General features: G+C 43.5%; 7 protein-coding genes. 4 read left to right on the top strand and 3 right to left on the bottom strand.

Annotated elements, in window-relative coordinates:
* The first annotated feature begins 12 nt into the window (after nucleotides 1–12).
* The 4 genes from DWX33_RS17560 to DWX33_RS17545 all read left to right on the top strand — a co-directional run bounded on the left by DWX33_RS17560 (nucleotide 13) and on the right by DWX33_RS17545 (nucleotide 7,375).
* Nucleotides 13–1,584: a RagB/SusD family nutrient uptake outer membrane protein gene (locus DWX33_RS17560; protein WP_005860849.1), complete on the top strand. Its 1,572-nt coding sequence runs from the start codon at nucleotides 13–15 to the stop codon at nucleotides 1,582–1,584.
* A gap of 13 nt (nucleotides 1,585–1,597) precedes the next feature.
* Nucleotides 1,598–3,280, top strand: coding sequence for a carboxylesterase/lipase family protein (locus tag DWX33_RS17555; protein WP_122380762.1), 1,683 nt, complete (start codon nucleotides 1,598–1,600; stop codon nucleotides 3,278–3,280).
* A gap of 17 nt (nucleotides 3,281–3,297) precedes the next feature.
* Nucleotides 3,298–4,272 (top strand): sugar phosphate isomerase/epimerase, encoded by a 975-nt coding sequence (locus DWX33_RS17550; protein ID WP_122380761.1) that lies wholly within the window; start codon nucleotides 3,298–3,300, stop codon nucleotides 4,270–4,272.
* Between the two features lie 271 nt (nucleotides 4,273–4,543).
* Entirely contained in the window at nucleotides 4,544–7,375 is a 2,832-nt protein-coding gene (locus DWX33_RS17545; RefSeq protein WP_122380760.1) for a transporter substrate-binding domain-containing protein, read from the top strand.
* Between the two features lie 85 nt (nucleotides 7,376–7,460).
* Here the strand turns inward: DWX33_RS17545 and DWX33_RS17540 are convergent, their stop codons facing one another.
* The 3 genes from DWX33_RS17540 to DWX33_RS22935 all read right to left on the bottom strand — a co-directional run.
* Nucleotides 7,461–9,521 carry an alpha-L-fucosidase gene (locus tag DWX33_RS17540; RefSeq protein ID WP_005864201.1) on the bottom strand — a complete coding sequence of 687 codons (2,061 nt, stop codon included), beginning with the start codon at nucleotides 9,519–9,521 and terminating at the stop codon, nucleotides 7,461–7,463.
* Between the two features lie 54 nt (nucleotides 9,522–9,575).
* On the bottom strand, nucleotides 9,576–11,924 hold the full coding sequence (locus DWX33_RS17535) for an ABC transporter permease (RefSeq protein ID WP_227154335.1): 2,349 nt from the start codon (nucleotides 11,922–11,924) through the stop codon (nucleotides 9,576–9,578).
* 629 nt (nucleotides 11,925–12,553) lie between these two features.
* A partial coding sequence (locus DWX33_RS22935; protein WP_122380758.1) for a hypothetical protein occupies nucleotides 12,554–12,772 on the bottom strand: 219 nt, incomplete at its 5' end.

The raw sequence follows: 12,772 nt of genomic DNA, 5'->3' as shown, positions 1-12,772 counted from the left end.
ATATCGAAGGTTATGAAAAAATATAGTTTAATATATATAGTATCAATGATTTGTTTCTTGGTTATCGCTCCTTCTTGTACGGATATGGATGAAGATACGACGGGACAAATGGTATCAAATGACTTTTATGCGGATCCTTCTTTGATTCCGCAAGCGGTAGGTGCTGCCTATGCGGAATTGCAGGCTTATCAGAATCACTGGGGAGTATGGGGGTTGCAGACTGTTTCCTCGGATGAATGTGTTGTTCCGACTCGTGCGCCGGGTAATGACTGGTATGACGGAGGGGTATGGCAGGATTTCCATCGTCATCAATGGCAATACAATCTGGATGCATTGAATAATGTGTGGATTTCCGTATTTTCTGGAATAACGACATGTAACCGTGTGGTTTACGACTTGGATACATATAAAGAGGAGATGGATGTCGATATCTATAATAAATATCGTGCGGAGACTGTCATCTTGAGATGTTTCTATTATTCTATCTTACTGGATTTATTTGGGAATGTTCCTTATATCGATACATATGAGAGTGAAATCACGGCTTCTCCTCAGACAAGCCGTCCTGAGCTTTATCAGAAAGTCGTAGATTGTATCTTAGATAATATGGAATATTTGGATGACGCTCCGTCTGCCGAGAATTATGGAAGATGTACGAAATCGATGGCTTATACGATGTTGGCAAAACTATATTTGAACGCAAAGGTGTTCAAAGGGGCCTCTTCTTACGATAAGGACGATATGAATAAAGTGATAGAGTATTGCGATAAAGTGATTAACTCTGGATATTATGAGGTCGTATCTGATTTCTCCGCTCCATTTAAAGTGGCGAATGAGTCTTGTAAAGAAAATATTTTCGTGGTACCGATGCAAAATGGTATCAATTCAAATGGAGACTACGAGTTTCATTTCCATAAATTCTCCGGACATCCCAAGTCTCGCCAGATGTGGGGTATAAATGTGGGCGGTTGGAATGGAGGTTGCGCTACTCCGGACTTCCTTGCTTTATATAAAGATGACGATACTCGGAAAAAGGCGACTTTTATTTACGGTTTGATTTATGATAAGGTCACGGGAGAGCCTGTTGAGGATGGTGATAATCCGGGAAAACAATTGGAATTGACTATTGAGGTATCTTCTATTAATGCCGCTTATCGTTGGGAAGGCGCTCGTATTCAGAAGTATGAATATGAGTTGGGTATGACTGGTAATATGAACAATGATTTTGTTTTATATCGTTTAGCCGATATCTATTATATGAAGGCTGAAGCTATTTTGAGAGGTGGTAATGCCGCTACTTTATCAGCTTTATGTGCGGAACCTGCATTCCAGTTAATACGTGAAAGGGCAAATCAGCCCGTGTATACTCCGGAAACATTAACGTTGGATGAGTTGATCAATGAACGTGGCCGTGAATTTGCGTGGGAAGGTTGGCGTCGTCAAGACTTGGTTCGTTGGGATAAGTTCGCTAAAGGTAGCTGGACATTTAAGGAAGCCTTGAATAATAATTCGCGTGATTTATTCCCGATACCATACGATCAGATTACGAAAAACCAATCTTGGAAACAGAATCCGGGATATTAATAGTTGTGTTTTTATGCATATGGATAGACGACAATTCGTGAAAAACCTAGGACTGGGCACAGCCTCTTTAAGCATGGGAAGCTTGGTAACGGCTTCCTCATGTGCCCCGTCCGGGGATTCCTCCCTTAAACAAAACGTCAAGGAAGGAGAGGATGGACAGTTTTTATTTATCGGTGACGATATCGCCATCGCCCAGACAGAGTATGGGAAGGTGCAGGGATATCTGCTGAATCATGTATATACGTTCTTGGGAGTTCCTTATGGGGCTGATACGTCGGGAAAAAATCGCTTTATGCCTCCCCAAAAGCCAGAGCCGTGGACAGATGTGAGACCGGCGGTTTTTTATGGGAATACGGCGCCGCAACGTATGGAGAACCGGTGGCCCAATAATTACGGAACTTTTGCCGATCATTGGAACTACTGGGATGTGAGTGAGGATTGCTTATATTTAAATGTATGGACACCGGGCATTGCGGATGGTAAGAAACGTCCCGTATTGGTGTGGCTGCATGGCGGTGGTTTTACAAATGGTAGTGGGATCGAGCAGGATGGATATCATGGAGAGAATATAAGCCGGGAAGGAGATATCGTATTCTGTTCCATTAATCATCGGTTGGGGCCGATTGGCTTCTCTGACTTATCTGGTGTTGGTGGAGAAACGTATAAGGATTCCGGAAACGTGGGGATGTTAGATATTATTGCCGCCTTGCGATGGGTACATGATAATATCGCCAATTTCGGTGGAGATCCCGGGAACGTAACGGTTATGGGACAATCCGGAGGAGGTTCTAAGGTCTGTACGGTAGCTGCTATGCCGGCGGCAAAAGGTTTGGTCCATAGAGCCGTGGCTTTAAGTGGATCTACGGTAGGAGCTTCCGATCAGGTGATGACCCGGAAGGTGGGAGAATATATTTTGAGAGAAGCGGGGCTGACCGCTTCCCAACTGGATAAATTGCAAAGAATACCTTGGCGGGAATATTTGGATATAGCGGATAGGGCTTGTAAAAAGTGCTGGGAAGATCAAGGGATTAGCATGAGACGGACTTTTGGCCCTGTTGCTGATGACCGGAATATTCCGGCCGGTGTATTCTACTCCGGTGAGAGCCATTTGGAGTCTCCTGTCGTCCCGATGATATTCTGTACGACTTTCCATGAATGGAACCCGAACAGGGCGGATGCGGCCTTGGAAAAAATCACTCAAGACGGTGTGATCGAGAAACTGAGAAGTCAATATGGTGATAAAGCGGAATCGATCGTGAAGGCTTTCGCCAAGAATTTCCCGGATAAGACTCCGATGGAGCTTTGGGCGATGATTTTGTCTTCCCGTCAACGAGTGGTTGAGGCGGCTAACGCAAAATTAAAGCAAGGCCAGCCTGTGTATGTAGCTTGGTTTGGCTGGTGTCCGCCCTTGTTTAATAACCGTATGCGTGCGTTCCATTGCTCGGATATCTGTTTCTGGTTTAAAAATACGGATCGGATGTTTACTCATACGGGTGGAGGTAAGGTACCTCGTGCGTTGTCAGATAAGATGTCTGGCGCTTTGTTGAATTTCATGCGGACAGGAGATCCGAACGGAGGAGAGTTACCCGTTTGGCCGAAATACACGGAAGAAAATGGAGAGGTGATGATCTTGAATAATACGTGTGAGGCTCGGAATGATCCGGACCGGGAGGCCCGTAAATCTTTGGAGGTTTAATTTAAAACGAGAGTGTTATGCTTGAGAAAAAGATTTCAAGACGTAATATGCTTCGGGCCACCGGTCTGGCGGTTTTGGGCAGTACGTTCGCAGGCTTGGCTTCTTGCGCTCCGAAGAAAAAAGAGGAGCCATCACCCGAAGCATCCTCTTCGAAACGTCCTTTCCGTGTCTGTCTCAATGTCTCTACGATAGCGGGTTATAAACTTCCTGTTCAAAAACAGATTGATTTATGTGCCGAGGCTGGTTTTGAGGGAATTGAGTTATGGACCCGTGATGTGGATGCGTTCGTAAAGCAAGGGGGAACTTATGAGACACTCAGGCGTCAGCTGGAAGGTTCCGGACTTTTATTGGAGAATATGATCGGTTTTGCCTCGTGGTTTGCCGATGATCCTTCGAAACGGAAGGAAGGGCTAAACCAAATGCGGCATGATATGGAGATGGTAGCGGGATTGGGCGGTAAATTTATCGCCGCTCCTGCTCAAGGAGTTACTCAACTGGATTGTACACGGTTGCCGGAGTATTCCGAACGCTATCGGGCGATACTGGATTTAGGGGATGAGATGGGTGTCACTCCGATATTGGAACTATGGGGAGCCGGGGTTCTGAATCAATTATCGGATACCATGGCGATAGCGATCGCCTCCGGGCATTCGCGGGCTTCTGTCTTATTGGATTTCTACCATTTGTACAGAGGAGGAAATAGTTTTGATAGTTTACGCTTGATAAATGGGAAGATCCTTCCGGTTTTTCATATCAACGATTATCCGGAGTTGCCTCCTCGTACGGAGTTGAGAGATTCGGATCGGGTGTTTCCGGGAGATGGTATTTGCCCGTTTAATAAGGTACTTCCTTTGCTATACGACTCCGGTTTCCGGGGTGGGTTATCCGTAGAGCTTTTTAATAAGGGATATTGGGAAACCATGGATGTAAAGGAGGTCTTAAAGAAGAGTTTTGAGAAAACCACACAGGTAATCAATAGTTCGATGGGATAAAAGTTTGTTGGGATTTAGGAAAGGGACTGCTTCGAGGTGTTTTACCTTCGAGGCGGTCCCTTCTGTTTTTATAGTATCTTCTCTTAAAAATCAATTATTTTATAATCCGCTGTGATATAAAATGTAGTATATTTGCGTACTCTGTTTTGGGGTACGCAAAAGCTTTGTTCACAAGAATGAATAGGCATTATCCTAAATAAACCGTTGTTTTGCGGAGAGGTCTAGGGGTTGTTATCATCGGGAAAGCCGATAATAAAAGATATACATTATAATGAACTTACTTCTGAGATATGTGGGTCATGGTATAACTATAAGTTTGTTAGTATTTATAATGCTGGCGTTTCATTTGTCTGCGTTAGCACGGACAAGTGAAAAACGTGTGCTCCGGGTTGCCTTTCCGCAGGTGGTAGGCATGAGTTGGACGGCGGAGGACGGTAGTCATCATGGTATGCTCGTGGACTATCTCAATGAGATTGCCAAATATACCGGTTGGGAATACGAGTACATTGATACGAATGGGCAAACCGTGTTGAATGAATTTATCGCAGGTCAGTATGAATTGATGGGTGGAAACTATTATATACCCGGTTTAGAGAAATATTATGCTTATCCGGATTACAATATGGGATATAGCCGTTCTTTGTTGCTTGCTCGTTCTGACGATCGTACTATCCATAGCTATAATTTGGAGAGTATGAACGGGAAAACCATCGGTGTATATGAGAATGCGAAAGAAAATATTCGCCGCCTCAAGGAGTTTTTGGCTATCAATGGATTAGACTGTAAATTAAGATATTACAGCTTGAAAGATATACAGAAGAACGACGGGGAATTATATTTTTATTTAATGAATGGAGAGATAGACTTGCTGTTGAGTGGCATTATTCACAATCACGATTCTTTACGGGTAATCGTTACCTATAATTCTCAACCCTATTATATCGTAACCAATCCGGGTAATAAGGAAGTATTGGATGGTTTGAATATGGCTTTGGAACGGATATTGGATGCTAATCCAAATTTTGCGGCAGAGCGTTATGCCGCTAACTTTCCTGCCCGACTTGTAAATGTCCAATTTAGTGACCGGGACTTGGAATATGTCAAGAAAAGGAAAACGATCACGGTAGCCGTTCCGGAGAATTGGTATCCCTTTTATTGTAAAGAAACCTCCCAGAAGAACCATGTCGGTATCATGGTGGATGTATTGGATAAGATCAAGGACTTTACCGGTTTGGATTTTTCGTATGTGTATGCGAAGAATTATAGTGATGCGGTCCATCTGGTACAACGAGGGAAAGCTGATATCTTAGGCTTTTTCTTGGGAGATGAGAACGATGCGGCCCAGCTAGGGCTTGCGCTTTCAGCCTCTTATGTGAGTGCGAACAATATCATAGTACGCAATAAAGCCTGTAGTTATCCCGCTCCGGGTTTGGTTGGTGCTTTGGTGGAAAGTCAGCGATTTCCAAGTGGCATATCTGCGGAGAAGATTCGGTCCTATCCGGGCATTAAGGAGGCATTAGCCGCTGTCAATAGCGGAGAGGCTGATTTTATCTATGGATTGTCCTCTAAAATGGAACAGGATATTTCGCGTTATCATTTCACCAATCTTGCTCCTGTGACATTGGTCAATGATCAGAGTGCGATAAGTTTTGCGTTACCTACCCCGGTTGACCCGGATTTATTAACCGTACTCAACAAGGCGATCAATAATCTTTCTGAGTCCGAGAGGACTGTTATACGCAATCGGAATCTGGAATCTATCGGCGTGAGTGAATTCTCTCTTACGGACTTTATATATGCGAATCCCTTACAATTTATGTTTATCGTGATGTTTGTCTTGTCGGTGCTATTTACGGCATTACTGCTGGCTATAGGGGCCCGGATGAAAGCGACCGTGATACAGGGCAACCTGAAACGGGCTGAGGCGGCTAACTTGGCGAAGAGCGAGTTTCTTTCCCGGATGAGTCATGAGATCCGTACGCCGATGAACGGAATTGTAGGTATGAGTACTATCGCCATGCAAAACATAGATAATACCGATAAGATAAAGGACTGTCTTGAGAAAGTAATCATGTCTTCCAAGCATCTTCTCGCTCTCATTAACGACGTGCTGGATATGTCGAAGATAGAAAGCGGAAAAGTGGAACTTCGACATGAGAGCTTTAATTTCCGGGCATTCTTGCAGGACTTTGAAAATCTGTATGGCGAGCAGGCCAAGAGTAAAGGGATCAGCTATGAGACGATATTGGCTAGTGATCTGGAAGTACAGATTATAGGAGACTCCTTGCGCTTGAATCAAGTTCTCTCCAACCTGTTATCGAATGCGCTGAAATTTACGCCGGCCAAGGGAATGATTAAACTTCGGGTATCTAAAACAGGTGAGGATCAAGAGAATGTTTACCTACGTTTCGAGGTAATCGATACGGGATGTGGTATAGCCGAGGAGAACTATGATAAAATCTTCGAATCGTTCGAACAGGAAAATGTGGATGTTACTTATAAATATGGAGGTACAGGATTAGGGCTTTCTATCGTTAAGCGTTTCACAGGGTTGATGGGTGGTGGCATACATGTGACGAGCGTGCAGGGGAGTGGCAGTACATTCACCGTTGATCTGCCTTTCGGCAAAATAAAGGAATCGGGTAAGCCCACTCGTTTTTCCGATATTAATGGGAGGAATGACCTTGCGAAGGATTGTTATGCTGTTGATTATGACTTCAAAGGTAAACGGATCTTATTGGTTGAGGACAATGAGCTTAACCGGGAGATAGCGGAGGAATTGATCGGAGTTACCGGTGCGTCGGTGGAGAGCGCTGAGGACGGGGTACAGGCCGTAGAGATGTTTAAGGAGTCTGCCGAAGGGTATTATGATTTGATATTGATGGATGTGCAGATGCCGCATATGGATGGCTATGAGGCTACCCGGTGTATTCGTGCATTAGGGCGTTCTGATGCTCAAAAGGTTCCTATCTTCGCTATGACAGCCAACGCATTCGCTGAGGATGTGCAGAAAAGTAGGGAGGCCGGTATGAACGCTCATATATCTAAACCATTAAATATACGTGCCGTGTATAAGCAAATGAACCGGTACCTTCAAGGATAAATAAAAGATTGATAAATAATTAAAAGGGTCCGCCTCTGAAAATTAAACTTTCGAGGCGGTCCCTTCTGCTTTTATTAGATATTCTTTATTTTTCCGTAATTACCGAGAATTCACCGATACCCGCTTGCTTTTTATTATCTACGATACGGGTTGCGACCAAACGGATTTGGTTACCTTTCGTTATCGGGAAATGTACGACTTGCTCGATCGGGTTAGCCTTGATATTGGAGAATTCGCCTTCGGCCACCTTCTTTCCATTAATATATAATTGATAGTTGGAGATATGACCGCTTGCGTCACGTCCTTGGTTCGGGGTGTAGCGGAATCCGGATATAGGCATTTCTTTTGCTAATTGTACGACTAACTCTTGTTTCCCTTGTGGCAAATAGTAGGTTGTGTAGCCGTTTCCGTCTAGGATCAGGCTGGTTTTCTCATCTTTCGGTGATACGATCGTGTAATCACAAGCAGGAATATCGAACGTTTGCGCGGAAACCGGACTGACTGTATCGAAAGTCGGATCATAGGCAATCGCCTTGACAGTTCCTTTTTGAGCGAAAGCGAATGGCGCCTGATAAAGCGGTGAGTCCTTGGTCGGATCTGAACCGTCGGTGGTATAATGAACCTCGGAGCCTTTATCCCCGGCCTGTATGGTTACTTCGTCATTGATATTACGGGCAATCGTTGGCTCGGTCACCAAGGCGGGGGCAAGGTATGCCTCCACGTTATTGATACAAAGCGGCCCGCGGGCGTCCGTGAAGTTGATGCGTATCTTCTCCGCTTTCTCGGTCTGGAAACGGACAATTCGTTTATAGCCGACAGTTGTCGTAGAATCCACGGTCTGTGCCGGAATCCATTTACCCCCTTGCTCGAGTTCGATATTGAACGAGCGTACTCGTTGTCCTAATGGGATATATTCTTGTATTACCAAGCGGTTTACATCGGTAGGATGGGTTAACGTGAAAGTCAATGAACCACTGGTTACTCCATCGTCCGTAGCCCAATAGGTATCCCAATCCCCATCTACTGCCTTATTGGGACTAAAATTACGTCCTCTTTTATTGCTCGCTTGTACGTAACACCCTTTCAAAAGATTCTCCTTAAAGTCATTTTGGATGGTTTGATACCATTGTACGGCACGGGCGGAGTCTACCGGACTTATTTTTCCGTTCAACGCTACGGGGAAGTTCAATAGAAAATTGGCGTTATGCCCGACGCTTCGGTAATAAAGATCGACTAATTTTGCCAGAGATTTGACTTGGTGATCTTCCCGGGAGTGATAGAACCATCCCGGACGGATAGATACATCGCATTCTCCACCTAGCCACATCGGTCCGTTCTCATCTCCCCATACACTCTGTTGGAAAGTAGGCATGGAGGGTTCCGGGGCGAAGATGCTCCATTGGGTATCACCGGCCCAACCTTCCTCGTTACCGATCCAGCGGATATCGGGTACTGTCCCTCCGAAAACCATGATGTCCGGGTGGTGCGCCTTGATCGTGTCTCGTGCCCGCTCATATTGATAATAGGTCTTGGCGTCTATAGCACGGGTTTCATTCGTGCCGCCATACCAGCCATTGCCACCGTTTGCCCCATCAAACCAGTATTCGAACAACGGGCCATAGTTGGAGACTAATTCATGTAATTGGGCATGGAATTTCTCTACATATCCCGGTTGTCCGTAGTTCTCACTGTTTCTGTCCCAAGGGGAGAGATAGACACCGAATTTCAGCCCGTGTTTCTTACAAGCGTCGGATAGTTCTTTTACCATATCCCCTTTGCCATCTTTCCAAGGAGAATTCTTTACGCTATATTCGGTTGTGGCGGTAGGCCATAGACAGAAACCGTCGTGATGCTTGGTGGTTAAGATTACGCCTTTCAATCCGGCGGCTTTGATTGTTTGCGCCCATTGATCGCAATCCAGATCCGTTGGATTGAATGTGGAGGCGGGAGTATTTCCGTAACCCCATTCCAGATCATTGAACGTATTTAATCCGAAATGGACAAAGGCGTATGTTTCCATCTTATGCCATTCAACTTGTGCCGGCGTGGGAACGGGCAGGATAGGGGCGGGCGCTGTCGCTTCTTTACAGGAGAAGAAGGAAAACAACCCAAGCCCCAATAAAATAGAGGAACTCAAGTGCTTCATTATTTGTTTATATTTAGATGAGACCTCAAATATATGAAAAAAAACGGCAGATTTTTATTCTGTCTTTACATTTTCAATCGGATTTTGATTCGCTGCCCGGTAACTTTGCCAGAATACGGTCAAGAAAGAGATAATCAAGCAAAATAATCCGGCTGATATGAAAATGAACGGACTTAATGATATTCTATAGGAATAGTTCGAGAGCCATTGTCGCATGGTATATACCATAACTGGGGTCGTGATTATAAACGCTATAACTACGTAGCGGATGAATGTACATATCAATTTATAAAGTATTAGCGTCCCGTTCGATCCGAATATTTTCCGGATAGCGATTTCCCTGGCTTTTTGTTGGATGAAATAAGTAGAAATCGCCAATAGCCCTAAAAGTGAGATGACAATAGCCACAAAGGCGAAAAGGCTTATGATTTTCAATATTCTTTGCTGTGTGGCAAATGATTCCTCTATCTGACGGTCGATGAATTTACCGGGGAATTCTAGTTGAGTGATATTTTCGTAAACCTGTTTGACTTTATTATATGCCTCGAAAGTATTTCCTTGTATCTCTACCAAGAGGTTCTCGGTGGGGATATTCTCGGTTTTATCTAGTTGGACGAAGATCGGAGGATTGGCCATCGTGATATTGTTGAGTTGGAAATCTTGTATTTTGCCGGCGATCATCCGGGGATTTCCGAAGAATGGGAACGATTTCGCATCCTCGCCGATTCCCATCGCCTTGAAGGCCGCATCGGTAAGGAAACAACCTTCTCCTGTGGCTAAATGATTATCTTTTAATATTTTCAGACCTAGGATATGAAGACTGGTCGTGTCCATGACGAAGCCTTGCAGGCTCACGAGATTTCCGTTGATCTCCATCGTATAGTTATTTCCAACTTTGAAAGGGGTGCTTCGGGCGCATCCGACCTTGTTTACACAAGCCAATTGCTTGAGCTCCCCAAGGAGGGTGTTGTTTAGCTCTTTAAGCTTTAATTCTTCCATCCCGATAGGGATATCGATAATATTTTGAGTGTTATATCCCAAAGGGGCTTTTATCAAGTAATTAATTTGCAGTACCATCGTTAGGGAGGTCGCGATTAACGCGATTGTTATGGCATTTTGAAAGGTGATGAAAAATTTGCTGAACGTCATTTTAGTCTGCATACGGAAACTACCTTTCATTACATCCACTGCTTTTGCCCGTGTGATATGGATAGCGGGTAAGATACCAGAGACGCATCCCAGCAATAAAATGAGTAATATACCTAATAAGATATTTATCGGCGTGACCGCTCCGGGCAAATTAATATGAGCCTCTAACAATTGATTTGCGTATGGAATGGCTAAAGTGGCCAAGAATAAACCGATTAAGAAGGATACTTGGCTTAAAAGGATAGATTCTAGGATTAATCGGGTAAAAAGTTCTTTTTTCGTAGAACCCAACAGGCTGCGGATAGCGGCTTCCTTGGCTCTGGATCCGATTTGGGCGACAGTCAGGTTCACGTAGTTGATGATGGCGAAAAATAATATGACAATTCCTACAGAAATAAGTATAATAACAAAGTCCCAATCACCATTCTCCAGCATTGAATATTGTGCCTTTTCTATAAAATAGGCTTTTCGCAAAGGAACTACTACGACATCTTTGACTTGATCTCGTTCATAAGGCCAATAGAATCCTTTGAAGAAAGATGCCATATCGTTAGTCTTTGATAGTAGGTCTGAGCCTTTTTGGGTTCGAAGGAATACGAGGGAATTGTAGCAGTTGCTATAGTTCTCTTTATCCATTTCTGGGTACATTTCCGTTAATTTCTCTACTCTCGCTAATATATCGCAGTAAGGAATTACGGAATTATGCATATCTTTCATGATACCGTTTACGATTATTGAGATAGATGGACTGATTTGAAGTGTTTGTCCGATAGGATTTGCGTCTCCGAAAAATTTTTTAGCGAAGGAATCGGAGATAACCGCATAGTTTTTATCGGACAGAACTTGACTTTTAGATCCCGTAACTAAATCGAACGAGAAAAAGTCAAAGAAATCTTCATAGGTGTATTGTATTTTTGCGTTTATTTTTTTGTCTTGCCACGTAATAGGTAAAGCTTCTATGCCACCCCACGGCAAGTTGGAAGAGACTGTCATTACTTTCTCCACTTCTGGGAATTGTGTCATCAAACGTTCTCCTATACCATAAGCCGAGATCATGAAAGATTCGTTACCAAGTACATAGATCCGGTCTGCGTCTTTTTGGAAACTATCCACGGATAGCTCTTGCTTTGTGTAGATACCAATAAGTATCACGAACATAAGGGAGATAGATAATCCAAGTATCTCGATGATTGTGTACAATTTATTTCTGCTCAAAAATTTTGTGAAAGATTTGATGTTTAGTAGATAATTCATAACGTTTGATATAAGATTCTTAATATTGTTGTTGATTTTCATACAAAAAGTATGCCGTTTGTTGTAAGTTGGTGCATTGCAGTATGTTATGGCTAGTTGTGTGTCTGGAAGCTGTCCAATAAATGGACACCTCTGTCTATTTATTGGACACTCTTCTTTAAGTTTATCGGATTTTAGTTATTGATACTCAATGACTATATTGTATGACTTGATGTTTAGTCTAATGAAAAATAGATGAGTTTCCGATATCTAAGTAAAGTATTAAGCTTCCTGTCTTTTATAAGTATCCTCAGAGAAGACGTTTGTAGTGATATGTAATTGTTTATCAATTGTTTGTTGTGCCAATATTTTTCTTTCCTTTGGCACAGCTGTGCCATTGTGGTGGCAACGCTGTGCCATCCGTGTGGCAAGGCCGTGCCATCTATATGGCAAAGTATTGCCACTAGCATGGCAAGGATATCAACTATATCGTTTCCCTGAGCAGTCGTTATTTTTGTGTGTTCTCCTTCTTGTAAGATTAATTTTGGTGTGTGTTATATTATTTGGTGTGTGTTATACTATAATGTACCCGATCCCCCTCATGCGAAAAAACTTGCAAAATAATGCCCGATAAATTTGGATCGTATGTTTTATAGCATTACTTTTGCACCCGCATTCGAGAGAGAACGGCGCTTCAGAAATGATGGAAACGTGGAGGTATCCTTGGGTAGGGGATGAGGTTGGCTGGGCCAAGCGATAATTTCCAACCGCCCGGTGATCGACGAGAAAAGATAAATCGAGAATTTTTCACCGAAAAATTTGGAGATTAAAAAAAAGTCCTTACCTTTGCAGCCGCAATCGAGAAACGA

This window comes from Parabacteroides sp. AF19-14, from assembly GCF_003635485.1.
Classification (GTDB): Bacteria; Bacteroidota; Bacteroidia; order Bacteroidales; family Tannerellaceae; genus Parabacteroides; species Parabacteroides distasonis.
The sequence above is the reverse complement of the archived record's forward strand: the minus strand, read 5'-3'. Positions and strand labels throughout refer to the sequence as shown.

Bases quoted from the DNA above. Each gene is read 5' to 3' on its own strand.
- DWX33_RS17560 (WP_005860849.1), top strand. From the start codon at position 13: ATGAAAAAATATAGTTTAATATATATAGTATCAATGATTTGTTTCTTG.
- DWX33_RS17555 (WP_122380762.1), top strand. From the start codon at position 1,598: ATGCATATGGATAGACGACAATTCGTGAAAAACCTAGGACTGGGCACA.
- DWX33_RS17550 (WP_122380761.1), top strand. From the start codon at position 3,298: ATGCTTGAGAAAAAGATTTCAAGACGTAATATGCTTCGGGCCACCGGT.
- DWX33_RS17545 (WP_122380760.1), top strand. From the start codon at position 4,544: ATGAACTTACTTCTGAGATATGTGGGTCATGGTATAACTATAAGTTTG.
- DWX33_RS17540 (WP_005864201.1), bottom strand. From the start codon at position 9,521: ATGAAGCACTTGAGTTCCTCTATTTTATTGGGGCTTGGGTTGTTTTCC.
- DWX33_RS17535 (WP_227154335.1), bottom strand. From the start codon at position 11,924: ATGAATTATCTACTAAACATCAAATCTTTCACAAAATTTTTGAGCAGA.